Genomic DNA, 24,199 nt, shown 5'->3' on the forward strand with positions numbered 1-24,199 from the left:
AAAAAAAGGAGAAAATAACTATAAATTTTTCAAAAATAAAAAACAGGAAAATATGGGACTGGTAAGTTTTATGTGACTTATTTCCTGTATAAAATGTTATGATATGGAAACATTGCTTTTGGAAGAAACTTGTTAAAAACGTGATCATTATAAGGATTTTTGGAGAATTTAAAAGAATTTATCGTAAATATAAAAACTGAAATATCCAAATTTTTAGTTTTTTTATAGTAATAAATTACCAATGTAAATATAGGAAAATATGATTTTTACTTTGATAGCTAAATCATGTAATATTTATCCATAAATGATGAATTAATGACCATTTTATTGAACAATGGGAATCAAAATTTAACGATGTGGGTTTGATAATATGATACTGAACCATGTAAAGAAGTTAGTTTTTATTCTTTTTTTTACAATAATCTCCTCTTTTTTTATGGGCGGATGCAATGTGAATATCAGTGTAGATAAAGCCCCAGACAAAAGTGTAGATCCAAATGAGGAAAAACTATTAAATTCAAGGGCAATGAAAGATGCCTATTCAGCCAAATTCTTATCCATCAATCCAAAAGAAAGGGATTATCTAACATTTACCTCAGGAACAAAGGGATACAAGATGCTATTTTATAAAGATGCCATTGTCAATGATTTTTACGAAATTCATGGCAAGATTTTTGAACGATTGACTGTAACGTTCGAATATAAACCAGATAATTTATTAGTTTACCAAGATATGACTTATTATGATAGCGAACATTTAGGTGCGAATGTAGATTATTTGGTTGAGGAAATGAAAGAAGAACTAAAGGGAGAAAAGATTAAGCATTTTGAGGATGATGAAAATGTATATTATACCGGAAAAATATTTAAATATGACGAAAAAATTCCTTATAGCTTCTTTTATGCAGTTATTCATTCCAAAAAACATGATACAAAAAGTGTCGAGTTTTATGGTTATGGAAGCTGCTCAGATGTGGATAAGACATGTAATGCAAAGGATGAAAGAATCGAAAAACATTTCAATAAAATTATTAGATCCTTTGAATTTTGATGAAAGCTAGAGGGTTACAAACGAATTCATAAAATTAAGAGATGGATTTTAAGAAATCTTAAAAAAACAGGAGTAAATAAATGAAATTATTTAAAAAGGGAGATTTCATAATAGTAAGTTTATTTCTCATTATAACAACCACCTTACTAGGAGGATGCAATGTGGATATAAGTGTAGACAAAGAGGATACTACAAAAGCTAAAAATGCAAACGAACAGAAATTATTAAACTCAAGAGCAATGAAAGATGCTTATTCAGCCAAATTCTTATCCATCAATCCAAAAGAAAAGGATTATCTAACCTTTACCTCTGGGACAAAGGGATATAAGATGCTGTTTTATAAAGATGCCATTGTCAATGATTTTTACGAAATTCATGACACGAATTTTGAACGATTAACTGTAACTTTTGAATATAAACCAGATAATTTACTAGTCTATCAAGATATGACCTATTATGATAGCGAAGATTTTGGAAAAGATGTAGATTATTTGGTTGAAAAAATGAAAGAAGAACTAAAGGGAGAAAAGATTAAGCATTTTGAGGATGATGAAAATGTATATTATATGGGGAAAATACTCAAAGAACGCCAAGGAACTCCGTTTAATGAAGTTTATGCAATTATTCATTCCAAAAAATATGATACAAAAAGCGTAAAGTTTTATTGTACAGGGACTTGTTCAGATGATTCGAAAAAATGCAATGTGAAAGATGAACGAATCGAAAAACATATTAATAAAATCATTAGATCTTATGAATTTTAAAGAAATATAGGTGATGGAAATGGGGAATAAAAAAGAAGTTTTTGATTCAGATATTATAAAAGTTCGGCTGGCTAAAGAAGAGTATGCAGGAATTAGTGAAGAACAAGTAAAACAGATTTATTTAGAAGAAACAGGTCAAAAACTAGATGCAAAGGTAAAAGTATATAAAAGCAGTGATTATATTAAATCAGATTCAGGGTTTGCAGGTTCCATCATACATGTTTACAATCTTGAAAAAGGCATTAATGAAGCTTACACGATAACAAGGGGAACCGAAGATGCAAAAGATTGGGAATATAATGTATTTGGACTATTTGGAGGGATTGATCAAAAACAATATGATGCTGCTAAAAAATTTCATACAAAAGTATTAAAAAAAATAGAAAAAGAATCTAGTGTAAAAAATAGTAATTTGAAAATTGATGAATATGGTATGGGACATTCTTTAGGTGGCAATCTAATTCAGACCTTAAATATTACAGGTACAAAATTTAAAAAGGTAACGGCTATTAATGATGCACCACCAAATGCTTATCAATTAGCAATGTTAGATAAAGACTTTCAGTTTTATTTAAAAAATAAATTGGGGATAGGATTCAATTTTAAAAATAAATTAATAAAAACCGATCCTCAAAAGCTAAAAAAACTGGCGGAAGACTATTACGCTAAAAAAGGTTCTAATATTCATCATATAACAGCGAAAGACGATATGCTTTTTTGGGCTTCAAAAATTCGAGGCTTTATTGATTTAGGCACTCGAGGGCAAACAATCGAAACAAATCCTAAGTTTTCAGGATTAGATGGAACGTTGGGGAGCGTTACCAATTTAAATGATAAAGATTTGGCGACACTTCAACTGTATATGGACAAATTTCAAGGTGAATATCAAACGGGTGGATTAAAGGGCTTCGTATATGCGGCTACAGGTATAGATTCTCTAAAAAAGGCTTGGAAAAACTATCAAAAAAATTTGAAAGATATGATTTCTCCTGTTGACATAAGAGCTTCAGCTACTAAGAAAAAACTAACCATCGATTTTGGTATCGGCAAGCTACCATTCAATGTGTTAGATATTGATCTTTCTGTTCAACTAAAAAATCCGGTCCGTTCGCTGACAAAATTATATACGGGCAGTCTTATAATGGCTGATCAGGTGATAAAAACCGTTGTAAAAACAGCCACATTAGTAGGCATTTTGTCTAAAATATTAAAACCACTGTTAGATACACCGAATGACAGGATTTCAACCAGGATAGATGCTATTTCTTCTAAATTTGATACGATCAATAAGCAAATCGAACATCTGAAAAAAATAAAAGATCAGCTTGCAAAGAGTGGATTGGTAGGTACTCCCAATTTGTCTCTCATGTCTGATCTAACGTCAGAAATGACAAAAATTGTCCTCGAATTCTCTGAGCTTATGGCAGATATAGGTGTTACGCTCGATGAAGTGATTGACATCATTAAAGAAGTCCTTTCAGGTGTCTCAGCACATGGATTAGAGGAGTTATTGAATGGTCTTTCTGGTTCTAAAAAAAGTTACAAGGGATCTGATCTCATCTTAACAGGGGACATTGGAAAAACAAAGGTAAAAGTCAATATTTCCTCTGCATTGCGAATTTATAAAAAAGGTTTAGAACTATATGATGAAAAATCTACATTGCTGACAAGAATGCAAGCCCGTTATGAAGAGGAATACCCGGATTACTATAATCATCATGTAAAAGGACTTTTAAAAGAAATTCTTTTAATGGAAACCAATCCAGGCGCATATCGTTCACTCGTACCATACTCGGATATAAGAGTTACGGCTATTTCAGTAGAGGAGAAAATAGACCCCATGAATCATAATATCGCCAACACTTTCACGACAATATTTGAAGAATTGGCGACTGAAATTGAAACGGGAAGAAAATTCATCGCAAAAATTAGGTCATCTATTGAAAAAATATTTCAAAAAGATGAAATGGTCTCGCAAATGTTCAAAAATATCTAGGGGGGTGTGAAGGTGGGCGTCTATACAACGGATTACCGCTTTTTATCAGATAAGGATCTATTACACAAATCTACATTGATGAACAATCTCTTTGAGGAAAACCTCAATTTACATATGCAGCTCAATGACAGTATAAATAGTGAGTTAAAAGTAAGTAAAGGAATGTTGATCGATGAAATATTAAAAAAACTACAAGAAAAAACCAAAAGGCATAATAGTTTGATTACGGATGCCAAAACAAAAGGATATTTTCAAACAACTGTTTTTGAATATTGTATCAATGAAATGAACAAACAAAACATTCATATTTACTATGAAGTTATAGAAAAAATGAAGAATAGTTGATAATTAGATGGTTGCGTCCATTTTATAATGCCGAAAGATAAATATAAAATGAATTCATTTCCATCAATTATATAAATATTAAAAATTTAAAGGAGATGTTTTTATGTCAGGTCTTATTCGAGTTACACCAGCAGAATTAGAATCAATGTCAAGCAGGTATTCAAAAGAAAGTAGAGAAACAGAAGAACAAATCACACGTCTGAATCAAATGATTCAAGAACTACAAGGAGTATGGGAAGGGGAATCGAGTAAAGCCTTTGCGGAACAATACGAATCATTGAGACCTTCTTTTGTAGAAATGCAAAACTTGCTAGCGGATATTGCAACTCAATTATCAGCTGCAGGACGTGCTCTTGAAGATGCGGATCGTCAAATTGCAGGTCAAATTAGAAGCTAACTGCTGCGATTCTATAGAAGTGCCTATAAATAGCGGCACTTCTTTTTTATCCCGCTTTAAACAGGCAGTAAGTTACCGCAAGCAAGACGCAAGTAATAGGCAGGGAATAAGAATGGGAACAAACTGCCTGTAAAAGCCCGATTGGTTCGGGCCAACAAGATGTTGGTCACTCAGGTGTTGCCACAGGACGTGGCGCTTTTAACCTGAGTTCCTCTATTTCAGAGGGGATAAAGCCCCCCCTGTGAGAAGTTTCACTTTATCCCGTTTAAACAGCCAGTAAGAGGAAACCCCCTATGTAGAGTTTCACTTTATAAGGAGTGCAAAGTATGTATGTAGATATAACGATCGATTTAAAAAATTATAATTCTTCCATCTTTGACTTAAGAATCTCTAATTACCATTCCATTAGAACCATGATTGACATGGTTTGGCAGGTGCAAAATTTGATGGAACCACCTCGAGATGGGTATTGGATAAGAGTGGACAATAAAGAGAAGGTACATGGTGGTTATGAAAAACTTATCCATGCAAATATAACTTCTGGAGATCGTATCGAAATATTATAGGAGGAAATCGAAAAATGAGCGAATATCCAAAAAATTATCTGAGTCAACAGCTAGATGCTCTGACAGAAATTCGAGATCATGAGCTCGAAATTACTTTTCAAAGAGAAAGAATCAAATTAGATGATCCATTAGAAGTTACGTTTATAGAATCTTTAGACAAGCTCATCCATCGAAAAGTTGAATGGAGTGATGTTGAACTAAAAATAAGTTATCAATTTGAATCACCGCTGCAATGGAGTAACAAAATTGTCAAGGAAGCCGAATTAAGCCGCCTTTATTTCTCAGCGAATCTCGTTAAAAAAGTAAAATTCCATGAATTAAGTCGGCTACATATCATCATCAGTCCTGAAAATGTTATTTATGATGATGCCATGCAAGTGTACTTTTTGCATTATGGAGTAGAAAATAGTGTTCCTCCTTATATTCAAGAAGAAAGGCGTCTATTTCAAGAGGTGAGAGCATTATGCTGTGCGGCTATTGAACCCAAGTTCGATTTTTTACACTATTTAAATTATTCTGCAACGACAGCTATCCCTCCTAGGGCAAAAAAAATGATGGCATGTGAATCGTACCAGGAATTGCTTGAAGCGATTTCCAAAATGATTCAAAACTATCATACATATGAAAAAACGATTACACAAATACCAGTAAAAAGATGGAAAACAATGAAATACAGCTTTATAGCTGTAAGTGTGCTATTAGTTCCTCTATTGGTCTATGTGATTTACTCATTCACTTTTTCTTTGCCAAAATATAAAGCATACATAGCGAGCCAAGAACATTTTCTAAATAGTGAATATAGCGACGTAGTAGATCAATTAGAGCCGTATGATGTGGAGAAAATGCCCTATGTTACGAAATATATTCTCAGTCTTTCTTATGTGACAAGTGAACAGCTAGATGAAACACAACGAGATAATGTTTTAAAAACGATTACACTTCAAACGGATGAACGGTATTTTTTATTTTGGATCTACATAGGGCGTGGTGAATCAGAAGAAGCATTGAAAATCGCCCGTGAATTAGAAGATACCGATCTAACCATTTTTGCATTATTAAATCTAGAAGAGAATGTGAAAAACGATTCTTCCTTAGATGATGAAGAAAAAGAGGACAAGTTAAACAATATTGAACAGGAAATAGAAGACTATAAGGGTCAACTTGATGAGGCAAAAAAGGAAGAACAGGGTGAAATAACAGAAAATGAGCTAGATTCTTCCACACAAACGCCAAATACAGTGGAAGAAAAGGATTCAAAAACGACGGACACTGATCAAAAAGAGTCCCCTAAAAAAGAAAACAAGTCAGAAAAGAAATCGGAAAAGTAAATCATTTAATCTACAAGAAAGGAGGAGATCATTTTGAGAACACTTTGGATCTATGCAAATGATTTTGTCTACTATTATCCAATTGAAAAAGAAAAAGAATTAACAATCGGAAAAGAAAAAAATCAGACGATCACATTGAATACTTTATCCGATCACACAAAACTAACTGTCAAAATGACAGCACCTGATATTAGCATTTATTTAAAGGAACAGTTATTGTGCAATCTTTCGCATATGCAATCTTCTAGCAAACAAATCGATGGTCACTCCATTAGATTTTTATATACGAATGAGGAACCCAAAACGGAACGTTATTATGTTGGGAAACAAACAGCGTTTTCTGTCAGTGGAAATGACGTGATCCAAATAGATAAAGAACTGTCCCATTCAGAAGGCCTGCGGTTTGTAAAATACAATGATAGCTGGAGCGTGTATCCGGGTAGTACAGATGTCTATATCAATGGAAAAAAACAATTATCGCCATCTCCATTGAATATCGGGGATCAGATTATGGATGAATGCCATACTTTTTCATTTATACAAAACGATATTTTCGAGGTAACTGCGTATAGACCGATTGAATCAGCTCTTCCAACCATTACTGTCCCAACTTCGAAAATAGCAGAAAATTATCCATTCTATCGTAGAACGCCTCGTATGATCTATGAGTTGCCAAAAGAGAAAGTTTCTTTATCCTTTCCTTCTCAGAAAAATGAGGATCATCATAGGGGCTTATTATTAGTCGTCCTGCCCCCTCTTATTATGCTGATTGCCCTTGCGATCATGGCTTTTATTCAGCCGAGAGGTATTTATATCGTCGTCACGCTTTTGATGTTTATCGTTTCAATCGTGACCTCGTCTGTTCAATTCGTGAAGGATAAGAAGCAACAGTTGAAAAGAGAAAAGAAGAGAATTGATGTCTATCAAAAATATTTGGAAGCTAAAAGAGCCCATTTACACGAATTGGCTTCAGAACAAAGAACAGTCATGGAATACCATTTTCCGTCATTTGAACAAATGAAAGGATTAACAAGTTCGCTTAGTGATCGTATATGGGAGAGATCACTCAAAAGTCATGATTTTCTACAATTTCGTTTAGGAACAGGAACAGTAGAATCTAGCTTTCAAATCGATTTTAACGCGAATGATTTAGCCAATAGAGAGCTGGATGATCTGATCGAACAATCTCAACAACTTGAAAATACATATAGTCATCTTCAAGACTTACCGATGATTGCTGATTTAGCGAAAGGACCCTTAGGGATAGTTGGACAAGAACCAATCGTGAAACGAGAATTACATCAGATGATTGGACAACTTGCTTTCTTTAATAGCTATCATGATTTGCGTATTGTTTTGATTTTTCATCAAGAAAATTATCAAGAATGGGAGTGGATGAAGTGGTTGCCCCATTTCACATTGCCTCATATGCAAGCGAAAGGGTTTATATATGATGACCAGACAAAGGATCAATTATTGAACTCCCTTTATGAATTGATTCGAGAGAGAGAACTGAATGATGAGGAAAATGTTTTATATAGGCCGCATATGCTATTCGTTGTTCTCAATCAGGATCTATTAGTAGACCATAAAATCATGGAATATTTAGAAAAAAATCTTCATGATATAGGGATTTCAACTGTTTTTGCCGCTAAGTCTAAAGAAGAGCTACATGAAGAAATAGCCACTTTGGTGCGATATGTCAATCCATTTGAGGGTGACATTTTAATTGAAAATAAACGGGCGATCAAGCGCTCCTTTAAAATGGATAAACATTACCGTGTATCCAATGAAAAGTTTGCAAGAGAACTGAAAGCGCTAAATCATCAAATAGGTTTCACCAATTCAATCCCTGAATCCATTTCATTTTTGGAAATGCTAGATGTCCATGATATGTCACAGTTGCCGATCGCTACTAACTGGAGAGAACATGAAGCCAAAAGTTCTTTAGCAGTCCCGATAGGGGTAAAAGGTGTTAACGAGGTTGTCGAGCTGAATTTACATGAGCGTGCTCACGGGCCTCATGGATTACTAGCTGGTACTACCGGATCAGGGAAAAGTGAATTTCTACAAACGTATATTTTATCACTGGCTGTTCATTTTCATCCTTATGAAGTCGCGTTCCTGCTAATTGACTACAAAGGTGGTGGGATGGCGCAACCATTTAGAAGCTTGCCTCATTTACTCGGGACCATTACGAATCTAGATGGCAGTAAGAACTTTAGCGCGCGTGCATTAGCTTCGATTAAAAGTGAATTGAAACGAAGACAGCAATTATTTGATACATTTAATGTTAACCATATCAATGATTACAATGATCTTGTGAAAAATCATATAGCTGCAATCCCTATGCCACACCTATTTCTTATTTGTGATGAATTTGCAGAGCTCAAAACAGAAGAACCAGAATTCATAGGGGAGCTAGTTAGTGCTGCACGAATCGGCCGTAGTTTAGGGGTCCATTTAATACTGGCAACACAAAAGCCAGGAGGTATCATTGATGATCAAATCTGGAGTAATACTAATTTCCGTATCGCCTTAAAGGTTCAAAATGCCTCAGATAGTAAAGATATTCTGAAAAATTCAGATGCTGCTGCGATTTCTGTAACGGGGAGAGGCTACCTGCAAGTGGGGAATAATGAGGTATACGAACTTTTCCAATCTGCTTGGAGTGGTGCACCTTATTTGGAGGATACTTCAGATGCTGAATCAGAGGTTGCCATCATAGCAGATTTAGGACTGATTCCACTTTCAAATGTGGAAAGCAAAAAAACATCCAAGCGCCAAGAGCAAACGGAAATTGACATGATTGTCCATGAAATCGAACAGGTGCAGAAAGAATTGAAAATTGACAAGCTACCAAGCCCTTGGTTGCCACCATTAAAAGAACTGATTCATCAAGACGATGCTGTATGTGATGATCCGATGAAAATCCCGATCGCTATGGTGGATGAACCCGAACTGCAAAAACAATCTCCTTATTATTATGAAATGATCAAGGATGGCAATATAGCCATTTTCGGTTCTGCTGGATATGGAAAATCGACGACAGCATTACTGATTCTTCTGAGTATGGCACGAAACTTTTCACCAGAAGAAATCCATTACTATATTTTGGATTTTGGCAACGGTGCCTTACTACCTTTGGCCTCACTAGCGCATACAGCTGATGTGTTTACAGTTGATGACCATCGTAAAATCGAAAAATTCCTAAAAAGAATTCGACTGGAAATGGCATCAAGGAAAAAGGTATTGCAGAAAATGCAAGTGAATACGATTCAAATGTATAATCAGATAGCTGAAAAACAATTACCGCTTCTTTTTATAACAATTGAAAACTTTGATTTTATCAAAGAAGAAATGCCGGATATTGAAATGATTTTGAACCAATATGTACGTGATGGTCAGTCATTAGGGATCTATTTCATCTTTACTGCCACAAGGATCAATGCGATTCGGTCAGGTATGATGAATAATTTAAAAACGAAAATCGTTCACTATTTGCTCGATCACACAGAAGCAGCTTCAGTTCTTGGAAGATTACCGTATTTGCCAGAGCCGATACCTGGCAGATCTATTATAAAAAAAGAATCAGCCTATTTTTCACAAGTCTTCATACATGCTGAAGGTAAGGATGATTTCGAGCGTTTTGAAAATGTTAAACAAATGATCCAATTTTACAATGAAAAATATAAATATGCGATGAAACCAGAACCGATTCCAATGTTGCCAGATCGATTAACAACAGCAGATATGCAGAAATATATTTCTGCAGAAAATCCAAAATTACAAATCCCAATTGGATTAGAGGAAGAAAATGTAACACCTGTCTGCTTGAATTTACATCAGGTCAATCATTGTTTAATCGTTGGCCCTAGCCAAAGTGGAAAAACAAATATATGTAAATTCATAGTCGAAGCTTTATTGAAAGAAGATATTCAATATTTTGGTATTTTTGAAGCATTCCAGAAAAACTTTACACATATGGCTCATCTAGATTATCTGAGCCATTTATCAACAAAAGAAGAAATAGCCGAGTGGATTGAAACAGTAGAAGAAATATTAACCTATCGTGCAGAAAATGAAGACAACCTGCAGGAGCATCCACCAATCGTGCTATTAATAGATGGCTATAGTTTCTTCCAAAATATAGTTGACTCGCGTCTTCAAGAACGATTATCAAAGTTGATCAAAAACTATACAAATATCGGATTTACACTGATCGTAACAGGAAGTAACAATGATTTCTCGAAAGGATATGACGCATTTACAAATGAGTTAAAACAATTGCGCCAAGGTATTCTATTGATGAAAAAATCAGATCAAACCATATTCAATCTACCATTTGATCGAAAAGAAAGGGAGATTCATAACGGCTTCGGCTATTATGTGAAAAATGGTCAAGCGTCGTTTATTCAAATACCATTAGTAGTAGAAAGTGGGGTAACAATATGACATCAGGCAAAAAATACGTTTTCAAGGTGCTGGTTTTAATCCTTCTCATTGTCGCATTGCCTACACTTTCCTTTCAATTTGTCAATCATAAAACAAGCCAAGATCAAGAAGTATCCAACACGATTGCTATTATAAATGAAGATATTGGCGCCAAAAAGGAAGGAAAATCATTAGCATTAGGCAATGAATTATCGACCATTTTAAATAAGAATTCAAATTATGAGTGGAAAGTCATCGGGCGAAGTGCTGCACAGAATGGTTTGAAAAATAATCGTTATGCAGCTGTACTTTATATACCTTCTGATTTTTCAAAGAATTTAATGCAATACGAAGAAAAGAATACCGTGGCGACTGATTTTGACTATTCCATTCAGGATAATCTCACAGCCTTAGAAAAAGAAAAGGTACAAAGAGAAGTGGAAAGAGCTACAGGCGTTGCCAATGATAAAGTTTCTGCATTATATTGGAGCTATGTTTCTCAAGACCTTCAGAATGTTCGTCTAGGTTTTGACGGCATATTGAACAAAGAAATCGATTTCCAAACGAAAATGACTTCATTTTACAAAACAATCTCTTCAGATTTCTCCAATACCATGAATGATCAAACAAAGCAATTGAAGCTGATCCAATCAGGTATTCAGAATTATGCTGAAAATACAAATGAATCGATTACATCCGCAGATCAATTTCAAACACAGTTAAAGGATTTTACGCAGCAGGTTCAACAATTTCAAGAGTATCAGGCTGCACAAGAGAAAATTTTGCAGCAAGATTCAGATAAGCAATTACAAATTGTGAAAGACGACTTATTCAAGCAACAATCAGATGTAAAAACGATTAATGAGTTATTGAATAATCAGGGAACAGTCATTGAAAAAGAATTTACTGGTTTTTCAAACAATATTGGAAACAGTAATCGCGTATTAGAGGATCTGTACTTATTAAGATCTAAAAATAATAACTATGAAGTCGTCCTAGATACGCTGACCCAATTAGAGAATAGTAATATCGAAGATCAATCAAGAGATATTATCAATCAAAGAAATGCTTTGCCTCATTCGGATCCTTCAGATTCAGGGGATGATTCAAAAACGATTTCGCCTTTACCACAATTAAAATTAAATATCCAAAATGAAAAAGATGCCTTAAACAGCGTTGCGACTAGTATCACACAGGTACAGAAGAGCATAGAAACAGCAAATAAAGATGAATTGCCAGAGCTAGCGAAAGCAAGCGAAAATCTGCAAACGATTCAATCGAATATTGAAACGATTCAAACGAATCTCGAAGCGATAAAAGGTGAACAATCGACCTTCTATACATCAGCTCAACAATTACTTGTAACTGCTAAAAATTTAGAAAAAGAAAATGTCAATCTACAATATCAGCTTGATCAATTATTAGATGGAAATGAATCGAATCTCATAGAACAAATTCAAAAAATAGAAACGAAGATCCTAAAGCAAGCAGTTTTAACGGATTCACAAAAGGCTGAGCTGAGAGCGGTATTTAACACACCGATTACAACAGATGATCATGATCGACTTCTAAACTATTATGAAGCACTAAACCAATTTGATGGTACACTTTCATCAAGTCTATTAAATGAAGAAAAACTGGAAACATTTAAAGAAAAAGTGAAACCAAAGTTGGAAATTTCCAAAGAGGAAACAGATTTATATCAGCTCTTATTAAACGATTTACCATCGATCCAAAAGAAGATTGACGAAACGAAGCCTTCACTTCTTGACAATATCAATAAAACAAATGATTCAGTGACAACTCACTTTGAACAGATCTCAAATGATTTAAATAATATGAGTGATTTAACGCAAAACTTGCAAGGTCAAATTTCAGAAACCATTCATCCGCCTTTAACCAGTAATTTAGAGGAAGGCAGCTCTTTAGAAGGTGTACATGATCAAATACGTACCGCGATGAAATCTGTTGAAGACTCGATCCAATCAATTGATGAATCGCAATCATCTGTAATTGGCAATGCACAGCGTATCCTATCAAATGTCAACGGCGTAAAAACAGATGCGGATGTGTTAGATGATAACTTAGGGAGCAACCTACTGGTTACCAAGAAATATAAAGATGATCTATTTTCTGTGCTACCTAATACATTTGTAGATGGACAAAGGAATACACAGGTCTTTGATGCTTTAGCCGCACCGATAAATGTAGAGAACAAAAGTCCGATTGTAGAGGAAGTCAAGAAAGTTCCACCTTTAGTATTGATTATCATTATCTTAGTTTGTAGTTTATTGATTGGCTATCTAGTGAATGAGATAAAATATTCATCCTGGTTAATGAAAAGCACCATTTTTATCATCCTAAATCTTATCGTTGGGTTAATCATCAGCATGTTCAGTTTGAAAATGTATGATTTAGATGGGACAAAGGGGATTCAATGGTCCATTTTCACAGTATTATTATTAATGACAGGCTCAGCGTTTATATTGGGCACAAATATAATTGGGCGCTTTATGGGTTGGATCGGTAGTATTATGCTTTTATTATTCTTTATTGCACCATTACTAGCCATAACGGTTCCTGATTTTAATTATCGGGATCCTATGACAACGATGTATATGTCGATCCAATATGATGTCCATCCTCCGACTGAACTTGCTTATTTTATCCTAGTGTGCTTAATTGTTGTATTTATGGGTATTTCATTGGCTACGATGAAGCTTAAAAGGAGTGAGGAGGTTGTCGAAGAATAGAAGGATCATCATCGGGATTTTTATGTGGTGTATGTTCTGTGCAATGCCTTCTCAAGTGCTTGCGGCGACACCAGATATTCGCACACTTGTCCCAAATAGCTACCAATATAAAGAATTTAAAGAAAATAAAGAAGTATTGCATGATGATCATAGGCAAAAGAGAATTCAATTATTAAGTGATGATCTGAAGCTACTTACATTTGAAAAAAAACCTTATCCGAATCATGATGAACTAAAAGCAACACTATTTGCTCGAAATGTTTCTGAACATAATACGATTCAGCTAAAATCTCAAAAACTTGATCTTTTTAAGGAAAAAAACAATGCACTCAAAGATTACTCTTATAAAACAGATCAAACAGAAGGTTTCACACTCTCTTTACCGTCTCTATTTTTAGGGATTGTGATCATCCTTTGCCTTGTACTTTTCTTTATCGTTTTACCTAAGGTTCTCGTAAAGAAAAAGATATCCTAAAAGTACTCAAGCTGTAAATGTCGAAATACGTTTGAATTTTATAAGTTTGAATGATCATACGTTAAAGAATGAAATATGATCTATTTTTTCACAGAATGGCGGCTACTGCTGATATGATCATGACCTGAATTAGAGAAATCTATCTTCTAATTCAGGTTTTTTATTTTTGATTTGTAAGCCCGTAATCAAACAACGCATATAAATCTCCAGCGCTTCCCGGTATGATGAATCTATCAAATCAAAAGGAGGTGCTTTCTATGTCCACCAACCAACAGACGATCGTTCCTGTGACACTCAATCCCATTCCTGAACCTGAACAAACTCCTTCCTCACAACCAAGTTGTATGATTACCATTCATGGTGCAGAAATTGCGCTCTTTCCTGGTGTAGAGGAGCACATCATTCAAACGATCATGAGGGAGTTGAACAAGCGATGAAGCAGGACTTCACACACGTGAAAAACATTTACATCATTTGTGGCAAAACCGATATGCGAAAAGGCATTGATGGCTTAGCAACACTTATCCAAGATACCTTTGAGCTGGATCCCTATAGTGACGCCATTTTCTTATTTTCAGGGTGGAGTAAGGATCGCTATAAATGTTTATATTTTGATGGCGATGGCTTCGCCATGCTTTATAAACGGCTGGATCAAGGAAAGCTGCAATGGCCCAGAAATGAGAAGGAGGTTCGAAAGCTCACCCAGCAGGAACTTCGATGGTTGTTAGAAGGTTTGTCTATTCAACAGCCTAAAGCCATTTCAACCGCGAAAAAAAGTGTCTTTTAAACGTGTTCCTTCCAATGGTATAATCTTTCTATCGAATAAAGAACGGAAATGGGGTGAACGGTTTGGACCACACTTCTACCAACGAAAAAGTCATTCAATTACTGGAACAGCAATTAGCTCATACCCATCAGCAGAATATGGAACTGACAAGAAAGCTAGATCAATCGCTCCAACAAATTGAAGGATTGACGGAACAAATTCACTACCTGACAAAAGCTCTCTATGGCTCCAAATCGGAGAAATCAAAATACCAATCGCCAGATGGACAGATTTCTCTCTTTGATGATGACTCATCTTTTAACGAATCTGAGCACACAGAAGAACAAAGCACAACGGTGATGACGTATACCGTTGTTCGCAAAGCTAAAAATAAAAAGCGCAACGATTCCTTTTTGGATACGGTGGAGATGGAAGAAGTGCATCATCACCCTGATCATATACAATGCGACAGATGTCAATCGGACATGCGTGAAATCGGTAGTCAAATGATCCGTGAGGAAGCGAAATTCATCCCGGCTAAAATGAAGCGTGTGCAGCATTTTGAACATGCCTATGAATGTTTACATTGTAAAAAGAATGCCACCCAAAAAGCACAAATCAAACGGGGGCAAGCTCCGCAAGCCGTCATTCAGCGAAGTATTGCAGGACCTACTGTTTTAGCCAAACTGATTTATGATAAATTTATCCAGTACTTACCTCTTTACCGTCAGGTGAAAGAATGGGAACGATATGGGCTACTCACTAATGATAAGAACTTATCGAATTGGGTCATTCGTGTTGCAGAAGATTGGCTTTTTCCTGTATATGAACAGATGAAGCAGATTCTCCTAGCGAAATCCGTTTTACACGTAGATGAAACCTATTCGCAAATCATCCATCGTTCGGATGGAAAATCCGGTCAAACGAATGCCTACAATTGGGTATTTAAAAGTATCCCGAGTCAGGGGCCCATCCTCGTTCTGTTTCAAAGTGCGCTCTCTCGAAGTCGTGCTGCCTTAGCTGATTTTACAGCAGGCTTTAAAGGAACGATCATTTGTGATGGTTATTCGGCCTATCGTCATTTACCAGATGTCCAATTCGCCAACTGTTGGGCTCATTTGCGACGTTATTGGTTAAAAGCCGATAGTCAAAATGGTCAAATCGGAGTGGATTATTGTGATCGCTTATTCCAATTAGAACGCAAGTTCAAGCAGTTTTCACCGAGTGAACGTCGAAAAGCCAGACAAAAACACTCGAAGCCCATCGTTGAAAAGTTTTTCAAATGGGTAGACGAATCCCCTTTCTTCGGGAAAAATGCCTTAGCCAAAGCGGCAGAATACACTTTAAATCGTGTCCAAGGATTAAAAGCGTTTCTATTCGATGGTCGCATTGAAATCGACAATAATCCAGCCGAAAATGCGATTCGTCCAAATGTCATCGGGCGCAAGAACTGGTTATTCTCTGTGAGTGAGGCAGGTGCCAAGGCGAACGCCATCTGCTTAAGCTTAGCGGAAACAGCCAAAGCAAATGGCATTGATTTTTATCAATACCTTGTGAAGCTTTTGACGGATCTCCCCAATTTACGGATTCATCAGCAACCAGAAATTTTACAACTATATATGCCTTGGTCGAAGAATATTCAAGCGACCTGTGCAAAATAGCCAACTATCTGAAAAAAATACTCAGCTAGTTGGCTATTCGTCGTGCGTACCATGAAGGTGCGCTTATTTTTTATATTTCGGGCTTACTTTGATTTCACGAAGGGGGATGAAATATCCTTGGTCTAACACGAAGACTTCCTCCACATCAAAAGCGTAAGAGAAAGATGTGAAACCCTGTCACAGAACCTGATGTTTTTAGGCTTTGTTCCTTCAAGTGGTGTTTTCAAATCAGGCGTGTTGATTATCCAATTTAATCCATAAAAATAGGGAGATTTGTTGATTTCCGCTCCGGCTTGCTCGCTTTCCTGCGGGCGAATGCTGAGGGCAACAGGATGTTGGTCACGGAGTCGTTGCCACAGGACGTGGCGCCCTTAGACTCCGTTCCTTAATCGCTACGCTGTGGGGTCTCATCTATTCGCTTTTCCCGCGGGAGTCGAGCAATCCTCCGCTCCAATCTATATAAATAGTCTTAAAAATACAGAGTTTTTCAAAAATTACGCCTAATATGTATTCCTAATTTTTGTAAAATCAACACGTGTGTTTTCAAATCAAGGTTTTCCAGTGACGAAGGAATTTTTTATCCAGATGGGCAACACAATTGTAGGGATTATCTAAAACTGCTTTAAATAACATAGTAAAATAGAAAGACGCGGATGTTGCTAACCAACGTTCGTGTCTTTTTTGTAAGTTCTTTTTAAAAGAAATGAGTAAGATGAAACCGACGACGATCTGAGTTATGATCTTTTTTTATATAATTACAGTGTATATTTAGAAAATACAATTGTATTTTCCGGAGAAATTGTTTAAAATTAATGACGTAAATAAACTTGTTGTATAACACAATATAGTTTTGTGTGATTTTTGTTTTCATATAGAAATTACTAAGATAAATGACCTCATTTGTTCTTTATATGAAGTATAAAACTATGAAAATGCAATTGTGTTCATACATTAGGAGGATAATAATGTTTGATAAAGAATTGAAAAGGGGATTAGAAGCAAGACATATTCAAATGATCGCGCTAGGTGGAACAATTGGCGTCGGTCTATTTATGGGTTCAGCAAGTACAATCAGCTGGACTGGACCATCAGTTATGCTTGCTTATGCGATCGCCGGTATTTTTGTGTATTTTATTATGCGTGCGATGGGGGAAATGCTTTATATCGAGCCTAAAACAGGTTCATTTGCCACATTTGCTCATGAATATATTCACCCATTAGCTGGTTATTTAACAGCGTGGAGCAATTGGTTCCAATGGGTCATTGTAGGAATGTCAGAAATCATTGCAGTTGGTGCATATATGCAATATTGGTTCCCAGATCTTCCAGCATGGGTACCAGGGATCATCGTTATGGTGATTTTAGGGATTGCTAATTTAGTATCTGTTAAATCATTTGGTGAATTTGAATTTTGGTTTGCTATGATTAAAATTGTCACCATTATTTTAATGATTATTGCTGGTTTCGGATTGATCTTCTTTGGTCTTGGAAATGGTGGGCATGCAATCGGCTTTTCAAATTTATGGTCACATGGAGGATTCTTTACAGGAGGGATAAAAGGTTTCTTCTTTGCCCTATCACTTGTAATTGGAGCCTATCAAGGTGTCGAACTAATTGGTATTACAGCTGGTGAAGCAAAAGATCCTCAAAAAACGATTACCAAAGCAACAAAATCTATTATATGGCGTATTTTAATCTTCTATATAGGTGCGATTTTTGTCATTGTTACTGTTTATCCTTGGGATGAACTAAAAGCTGTAGGTAGCCCATTTGTGGTAACCTTTGCAAAGGTTGGTATTACAGTCGCAGCAGGCTTTATCAATTTTGTTGTGATCACGGCTGCCATGTCTGGATGTAATAGTGGTATTTACAGTGCTGGTCGTATGGTTTATACGCTTGCTGAAAACGGACAAGCACCTAAAATGTTCTTAAAAGTGTCTAAAAATGGTGTGCCTTATTGGGGCACAATCGCTGTTTTGATCGGCCTAGCTGTTGGCGTTATTTTGAATTTTGTTGCGCCATCTAAGCTTTTTGTTTATGTGTATAGTGCAAGTGTGTTACCGGGCATGATACCATGGTTTGCTATTTTACTTAGTCAGATCCGTTTTAGAAAAGTCCATGCAAAAGAAATGGCACAGCATCCATTTAAAATGCCTTTCGCACCGGTAAGTAATTATTTAACGATTATTTTCTTATTGATCGTGTTAGTTGGTATGTGGATTAATGACGATACACGTATTTCATTGATCGTAGGAATTATTTTCTTAGCGCTTATGACTGTTTTGTTCTATGCATTTGGTATGAATAAACGCGAATATAAAACATACAAGTAATCCATCATCAATAGAAAACTAAGACAAAAGTATTTCAGTTAATAAAAAATCCGAACGATGAATCGAAATTCTAATTAGAATTTCACATTAGTTCGGATTTTCTTTTTGTTGTTGAGTTCGTATCTTTGTCATAGCAGCAGGAGAATATAGAGAGTTTGGCTGTATACTTAAAAAATTAGGCTGCATACTATTTTTACTTTTGGGGCAATCTTTCACTCCTATCCAAACTGATAGCGTTATAATAGGGATAGAAAGTAAATGGAGCAAGGAGTGTTTTAGATGCGTAGCTTTATCGTGATGCAGGGGGAAACCTATGAAGAGGATAAGGATTTGGGGATCATTTGGTCACCCATCTATGATAAGGCAGGTCTAGAACCGCATTTTTGGTCACGAATGAAACAGGTGAAAAAAGGAGATCTTATTTTTCATTATGTAAAGGGTGCGATCGTTGCAATAAGCATTGCACAAAGCGATTGCAGAGAAGAAGTGAAGCCGGTTCTATTTCGTTTACAGACAGAGGAAAAAGGTCATGTTGTTCAGACTACCTATTATCCTTTAGAGATTCCTTTTATCATTCGTGATTTTTGGCAGGAAATCCATCCCCTACTGCCAGCAAAATATTCTGCTTTTCAAGATGATGCTAGTGGAAATAGCGGCTATTTATATCCATGCAGTGAAGAAATGACATTGACTTTTTCACGTATCATTCGTTCCCTGAATAAGAAGAATGAAGAACAACAATTATCATTATCTATCGATGATATTCAACAAACCAATCCTCTTTTTTCTCTACTAGATCGTATAGATGTACAAGTAAAAATGCATTTACAACAAGAACAATCACATTTTTTGGAACAACAACGAACATTATGGCAAGAAAGATGTCCGATTTGTGATATTCATCTCCCAGCACTGATGCAAGCTACTCATGCGAAACCGATCAAAGACAGCCTATTAGAAGAAAAAAACGATCCTTATAATGGTATTCTTCTTTGTGCCAATCATGCTATTTTATATGAAGAAGGATTGATTACATTTGATGGAAGCGGAAGATTGCATATCTCACAACAAATTGATCCTGAAGATTATAGTAAATTTCAATTGGTCCAAAATAAGAAAATAAAAATCCATCCAGAAAATAAGTCTTATTTTAGATGGCATAAACGGTACCATTTTCACCCATAATGGTGAATACCGTCCGTTTCGATATGACATGAAGGATCAATAAGTTTTGTCATATGAAATTGTTTCAGCTTCAATTGAAAATATGCTATGATGTTGTAGGGAGAGTGAACACAATTGCGTAAAAAAAGAGGAAAACTTCAAAAACAAGGTAATGTTATTGTGTTCCCTGGGACAGTAGAGAAGCTGATTGATGAAGGTCAGCGATATGCTGAAAATTACCAATATGATAAAGCTGTCGAATTATTGCGTGAGGCATTGCAATATACGGAAGATGATGAAGGACTATTAAGTATTTATGCATTTTCCCTGTATGAAACACGAAATTTCCAAGAAGCGAAAGCGGTTTGTGAAAAATTATTGGCTATTGGTTCACAATTATACATAGAAACCATGGAGCTTTATTTGACGGTATTAATGGAGTTGAAAGAATTTAGACAGGTAGAGACACTCATTAGCTCACTACTCGAAGAAGATGTCATTCCACCGGAGTCTCGAGATAAATTTATTCGGATTCAAAATCTTAATGCAATGGTTGCGGATACACAACATAAAGAGCAATCAGGTGGAATAGAATTAGAAAAAGTGTTTGAACAATTCAAAACAGATTCCTTTTTTACTCAAACAAATTTACAACAATTGCAAAATTTACAAACTATTCGTGATATGAACCTTCGCCCACTCAAAGACTTAATGGTCGCTATAATTGAAGATAAACGAGCACATCCAATGATTCAAAGTTTTGTATTGTACTTACTTGTTCAACAACAAATTGATGCAGAAGTACAAGTGAGAAAATTTGATGAAATGTGTACGGTAAACACCAAAAATCTAAAATTTCCTGAGGAAATGCCTGTCGCTAAGGAAGTTTTAAAACTCGTAGAAGAGAAATTAGAACAAGAACCATCTGCATTAGAAATGGTCCAATATCTATTAACAAGACATATGTTTGTGACATATCCATTTGAATGGTTTCACTATTTATCAGAGGAAATAGCTGAGGGCTATATTGATTTTGTACATGCTATGTTTGGTGAGGTAAAAGAAACTGACTACGATTTAATAGACCTTATCAATCTTCTTGAAGAACAGTCTGAGCTGTTCGATGTATGAAATCAGTTGAAACTATAGTTATCTATGATATACTAAAACAGTTGTGAAAGTCGTATTAACGAATGAATTGTCCAACATTTGAATTTAATTTTGGAGGTATTATAAATGTCAGCAAAATGGGAAAAACAAGAGGGCAACGTTGGCTTATTAACAGTTGAAGTTGCTGCTGAAAAAGTAGACGAAGCTTTAGATAAAGCTTTCAAAAAAGTTGTAAAACAGATCAATGTACCAGGTTTTCGTAAAGGTAAATTGCCTCGTCAATTGTTCGAAAAGAGATTTGGCGTAGAGTCATTATTCCAAGATGCTTTAGAATTTTTAGTCAATGAAAATTATCCTATCGCTATCGACGAAGCTGGTATTGAACCTGTTGATCAACCAGAAATCGATTTTGAAATTGAAGATTTAGGAAAACATAAAGAATTCAAATTTACTGCTAAAGTTACAGTAAAACCAGAAGTGGCTCTTGGTGACTACAAAGGTTTAGAAGTAACTAAGCAAGAAACTGCAGTAACTGATGAAGAAATCGAACAACAATTAAAAGATCAACAAAATCGTCTTGCAGAATTAGTTGTTAAAGAAGAAGGCGCTATCGAAGAAGGTGATACTGCTGTCATCGATTTCGAAGGCTTCCAAGATGGCGTAGCTTTTGAAGGCGGAAAAGGTGAAAATTATTCACTTGAAATCGGTTCAGGTTCATTCATCCCAGGATTCGAAGAACAATTAGTAGGTGCAAAAGCTGGCGAATCGAAAGATGTAGTTGTGACATTCCCTGAAGAATATCATGCTGCAGAATTAGCTGGTAAAGAGGCTACTTTCAAAGTAACTGTCAAAGAAGTGAAAGCAAAAGAACTTCCAGAATTGGATGATGACTTAGCTGCAGAAATTGATCCAGACGTAGAAACGCTAGATGAGCTTCGTACTAAACTAAAAGAAAAAGCTGTTTCTGAAAAAGAAACTTCTGCTGACACAGCTTTACGCGATGATTTAGTAGAAAAAGCTGCTGAAAATGCAACAGTTGAAATTCCAGAAGTAATGATTGAATCAGAAGTGAACCGTATGCTACAAGAATACGATCAAAGCTTACAAATGCAAGGTATGAACCTTGATCTATACTATCAATTCTCAGGTCAAGATGAAGCCGCTTTGCGTGCTCAAATGAAAGAAGATGCTGAATCTCGCGTTCGCGTGGCATTAGTTCTTGAAACAATTGCTGAAGCTGAAAAAATTGAAGCAATTGAAGAAGATATTAACTCTGAATTAGAAAAAATGGCTGAACAATTCAAAATGGATGTAGAACAAATTAAATCAGTTTTAGGCGGTACTAGTGTAATTGAACATGATGTTAAAATTCGTAAAACAGTTGAATTCCTAGTAGAAAATGCTAAAATATCTGAATAATACATTTGATTTTGAGTAAACCTGAACAAGGTACGGGTTTTAAATCCGTACCTTGTTTTCTTACTATAAATTTAGAAAATTTAGAATTATACATATTGAGAAGTAATATTGTAGCAAGAGTTCATAACATTTGATAATATAGATAGAATCTTGTAACATTGTTGCTTGAGTAGGGGTGAAATAATTGTTCAAATTTAATGATGAAAAAGGTAATTTAAAATGCTCATTCTGTGGCAAACCGCAAGAACAAGTTCGCAAACTGGTTGCAGGACCTGGAGTATATATTTGTGATGAATGTATTGAGCTTTGTTCTGAAATTGTAGTTGAAGAACTTGGTACTGAAGAGGAAGTTGAGCTAAAAGACATACCAAAGCCAAAAGAAATACTAGACATTTTGGATGATTATGTCATCGGTCAAGAGCGTGCGAAAAAAGCGTTATCTGTAGCTGTATACAATCACTACAAACGCATAAACTCAAATAGTAAAATTGATGATGTTGAGTTGTCAAAATCTAATATTGTATTAATCGGACCAACTGGTAGCGGCAAAACATTATTAGCGCAAACTTTAGCACGCATTATCAATGTGCCATTTGCTATTGCGGATGCTACATCATTAACAGAAGCAGGTTATGTTGGAGAAGATGTTGAGAATATCTTACTTAAACTGATACAAGCAGCTGATTATGATATTGAACGTGCTGAAAAAGGAATTATTTACATCGATGAAATTGACAAAGTAGCTCGTAAATCTGAAAACCCATCTATTACGCGTGACGTATCTGGTGAAGGGGTTCAACAAGCCCTATTGAAAATTCTTGAAGGTACGACTGCAAGCGTTCCACCACAAGGCGGCCGCAAACATCCACATCAAGAATTTATCCAAATTGATACGACGAATATCTTATTCATCGTAGGTGGTGCTTTTGATGGAATCGAGTCCATCATCAAGCGTCGTATGGGTGAGAAAGTGATCGGTTTTGGATCCGATAACACCAAACATAATATGGATGAAAAAGATTTGATGAAGCATTTAATCCCAGAGGATCTGCTTAAATTCGGTTTGATCCCTGAATTTATTGGTCGTTTACCAGTATTGGCTAGTCTAGAACAATTAGATGAGGACGCACTTGTCCAAATTCTAACAGAACCAAAAAATGCATTGACAAAGCAATACGAAAAAATGTTAGAACTTGATAATGTTGAGCTCGAATTTGATAAAAATGCACTATATGAAATCGCAAAAGAAGCGATCGAACGTAAAACGGGTGCACGTGGCTTGCGTTCCATTATCGAGAATATTATGCTGGATGTCATGTTCGAGTTACCTTCTCGTGATGATATTGCAAAATGTATTATTACAAAGGAAACAGTTACAGAAAAAGCTCGGCCGAAACTTCTTTTACAAGATGGTACAGAGTTAGAGCCAGGCAACAAAAAAACGTCTGCATAAGAACTGATTGAAAAGCTGGCTTCGAACAAGTGCCAATCAGCACTTGTTCGGTGCCATTTTTTTATACCGTATTAACAACCTGCACGAAGCGTTTTAAGAAACGAGACTCTAGGGACGCCACTCCATTCATAAAACGAAAGAAAAATCAATTTAATCAATCAAATCGTTGTTCTATAATGATTGT

General features: G+C 35.6%; 18 protein-coding genes. All 18 read left to right on the forward strand.

From position 1 onward, the window contains the following. The first annotated feature begins 451 nt into the window (after nt 1-451). The 18 genes from FEU33_RS03860 to clpX all read left to right on the forward strand — a co-directional run bounded on the left by FEU33_RS03860 (nt 452) and on the right by clpX (nt 24,015). Entirely contained in the window at nt 452-1,051 is a 600-nt protein-coding gene (locus FEU33_RS03860; RefSeq protein WP_146548101.1) for a hypothetical protein, read from the forward strand. 80 nt (nt 1,052-1,131) lie between these two features. Beyond that, a complete protein-coding gene (locus FEU33_RS03865) occupies nt 1,132-1,815 on the forward strand; it encodes a hypothetical protein (RefSeq protein WP_146548102.1) in 684 nt (227 codons plus the stop codon). A 19-nt stretch (nt 1,816-1,834) separates the two neighbouring features. Beyond that, nucleotides 1,835-3,811, forward strand: a complete 1,977-nt coding sequence (locus FEU33_RS03870) for a DUF6792 domain-containing protein (RefSeq protein WP_146548103.1) — start codon at nt 1,835-1,837, stop codon at nt 3,809-3,811. Between the two features lie 12 nt (nt 3,812-3,823). Next, the gene (locus tag FEU33_RS03875) at nt 3,824-4,156 is read left to right on the forward strand and encodes a hypothetical protein (RefSeq protein WP_146548104.1); all 333 of its coding nucleotides are present in this window, start codon (nt 3,824-3,826) and stop codon (nt 4,154-4,156) included. Nucleotides 4,157-4,259: 103 nt separating this feature from the next. Beyond that, nucleotides 4,260-4,553, forward strand: coding sequence for a WXG100 family type VII secretion target (locus FEU33_RS03880; RefSeq protein WP_146548105.1), 294 nt, complete (start codon nt 4,260-4,262; stop codon nt 4,551-4,553). Between the two features lie 326 nt (nt 4,554-4,879). Continuing rightward, the gene (gene yukD, locus FEU33_RS03885) at nt 4,880-5,119 is read left to right on the forward strand and encodes an ESX secretion system protein YukD (RefSeq protein WP_146548106.1); all 240 of its coding nucleotides are present in this window, start codon (nt 4,880-4,882) and stop codon (nt 5,117-5,119) included. Between the two features lie 14 nt (nt 5,120-5,133). Continuing rightward, nucleotides 5,134-6,447 (forward strand): type VII secretion protein EssB, encoded by a 1,314-nt coding sequence (gene essB / locus FEU33_RS03890; RefSeq protein WP_146548107.1) that lies wholly within the window; start codon nt 5,134-5,136, stop codon nt 6,445-6,447. A gap of 33 nt (nt 6,448-6,480) precedes the next feature. Beyond that, complete coding sequence (gene essC, locus FEU33_RS03895; RefSeq protein WP_146548108.1) at nt 6,481-10,902, forward strand: type VII secretion protein EssC; 4,422 nt, start codon at nt 6,481-6,483, stop codon at nt 10,900-10,902. Beyond that, nucleotides 10,899-13,634 carry a type VII secretion protein EsaA gene (esaA, locus tag FEU33_RS03900; protein ID WP_146548109.1) on the forward strand — a complete coding sequence of 912 codons (2,736 nt, stop codon included), beginning with the start codon at nt 10,899-10,901 and terminating at the stop codon, nt 13,632-13,634. Before essC ends, esaA begins: the two co-directional genes overlap by 4 nt. Continuing rightward, entirely contained in the window at nt 13,621-14,109 is a 489-nt protein-coding gene (essA, locus tag FEU33_RS03905) for a type VII secretion protein EssA (protein ID WP_146548110.1), read from the forward strand. The genes esaA and essA overlap by 14 nt, the downstream gene beginning before the upstream one ends. 257 nt (nt 14,110-14,366) lie before the next feature. Further along, on the forward strand, nt 14,367-14,546 hold the full coding sequence (locus FEU33_RS03910) for a hypothetical protein (RefSeq protein WP_146548111.1): 180 nt from the start codon (nt 14,367-14,369) through the stop codon (nt 14,544-14,546). Continuing rightward, on the forward strand, nt 14,543-14,896 hold the full coding sequence (tnpB, locus tag FEU33_RS03915) for an IS66 family insertion sequence element accessory protein TnpB (protein WP_146548112.1): 354 nt from the start codon (nt 14,543-14,545) through the stop codon (nt 14,894-14,896). Before FEU33_RS03910 ends, tnpB begins: the two co-directional genes overlap by 4 nt. 62 nt (nt 14,897-14,958) lie before the next feature. Further along, nucleotides 14,959-16,536 (forward strand): IS66 family transposase, encoded by a 1,578-nt coding sequence (gene tnpC, locus FEU33_RS03920; RefSeq protein WP_425328574.1) that lies wholly within the window; start codon nt 14,959-14,961, stop codon nt 16,534-16,536. Between the two features lie 965 nt (nt 16,537-17,501). Then, entirely contained in the window at nt 17,502-18,869 is a 1,368-nt protein-coding gene (locus tag FEU33_RS03925) for an amino acid permease (RefSeq protein WP_146548114.1), read from the forward strand. Nucleotides 18,870-19,148: 279 nt separating this feature from the next. Then, nucleotides 19,149-20,054: an HNH endonuclease gene (locus FEU33_RS03930; protein ID WP_146548115.1), complete on the forward strand. Its 906-nt coding sequence runs from the start codon at nt 19,149-19,151 to the stop codon at nt 20,052-20,054. Nucleotides 20,055-20,168: 114 nt separating this feature from the next. Next, nucleotides 20,169-21,164 (forward strand): tetratricopeptide repeat protein, encoded by a 996-nt coding sequence (locus FEU33_RS03935; RefSeq protein WP_146548116.1) that lies wholly within the window; start codon nt 20,169-20,171, stop codon nt 21,162-21,164. 105 nt (nt 21,165-21,269) lie between these two features. Further along, complete coding sequence (gene tig / locus FEU33_RS03940; RefSeq protein ID WP_146548117.1) at nt 21,270-22,562, forward strand: trigger factor; 1,293 nt, start codon at nt 21,270-21,272, stop codon at nt 22,560-22,562. 184 nt (nt 22,563-22,746) lie between these two features. Then, nucleotides 22,747-24,015, forward strand: coding sequence for an ATP-dependent protease ATP-binding subunit ClpX (clpX, locus tag FEU33_RS03945; RefSeq protein ID WP_146548118.1), 1,269 nt, complete (start codon nt 22,747-22,749; stop codon nt 24,013-24,015). Nucleotides 24,016-24,199 lie beyond the last annotated feature (184 nt).

The organism is Rummeliibacillus suwonensis, assembly GCF_007896435.1.
Classification (GTDB): domain Bacteria; phylum Bacillota; class Bacilli; order Bacillales_A; family Planococcaceae; genus Rummeliibacillus; species Rummeliibacillus suwonensis.

Excerpts from the sequence above, each read along its gene's own strand:
- FEU33_RS03865 (WP_146548102.1), top strand. The coding sequence starts at position 1,132 with ATGAAATTATTTAAAAAGGGAGATTTCATAATAGTAAGTTTATTTCTC.
- FEU33_RS03870 (WP_146548103.1), top strand. The coding sequence starts at position 1,835 with ATGGGGAATAAAAAAGAAGTTTTTGATTCAGATATTATAAAAGTTCGG.
- FEU33_RS03880 (WP_146548105.1), top strand. The coding sequence starts at position 4,260 with ATGTCAGGTCTTATTCGAGTTACACCAGCAGAATTAGAATCAATGTCA.
- yukD (WP_146548106.1), top strand. The coding sequence starts at position 4,880 with ATGTATGTAGATATAACGATCGATTTAAAAAATTATAATTCTTCCATC.
- essB (WP_146548107.1), top strand. The coding sequence starts at position 5,134 with ATGAGCGAATATCCAAAAAATTATCTGAGTCAACAGCTAGATGCTCTG.
- esaA (WP_146548109.1), top strand. The coding sequence starts at position 10,899 with ATGACATCAGGCAAAAAATACGTTTTCAAGGTGCTGGTTTTAATCCTT.
- FEU33_RS03910 (WP_146548111.1), top strand. The coding sequence starts at position 14,367 with ATGTCCACCAACCAACAGACGATCGTTCCTGTGACACTCAATCCCATT.
- tnpB (WP_146548112.1), top strand. The coding sequence starts at position 14,543 with ATGAAGCAGGACTTCACACACGTGAAAAACATTTACATCATTTGTGGC.
- FEU33_RS03925 (WP_146548114.1), top strand. The coding sequence starts at position 17,502 with ATGTTTGATAAAGAATTGAAAAGGGGATTAGAAGCAAGACATATTCAA.
- FEU33_RS03930 (WP_146548115.1), top strand. The coding sequence starts at position 19,149 with ATGCGTAGCTTTATCGTGATGCAGGGGGAAACCTATGAAGAGGATAAG.
- tig (WP_146548117.1), top strand. The coding sequence starts at position 21,270 with ATGTCAGCAAAATGGGAAAAACAAGAGGGCAACGTTGGCTTATTAACA.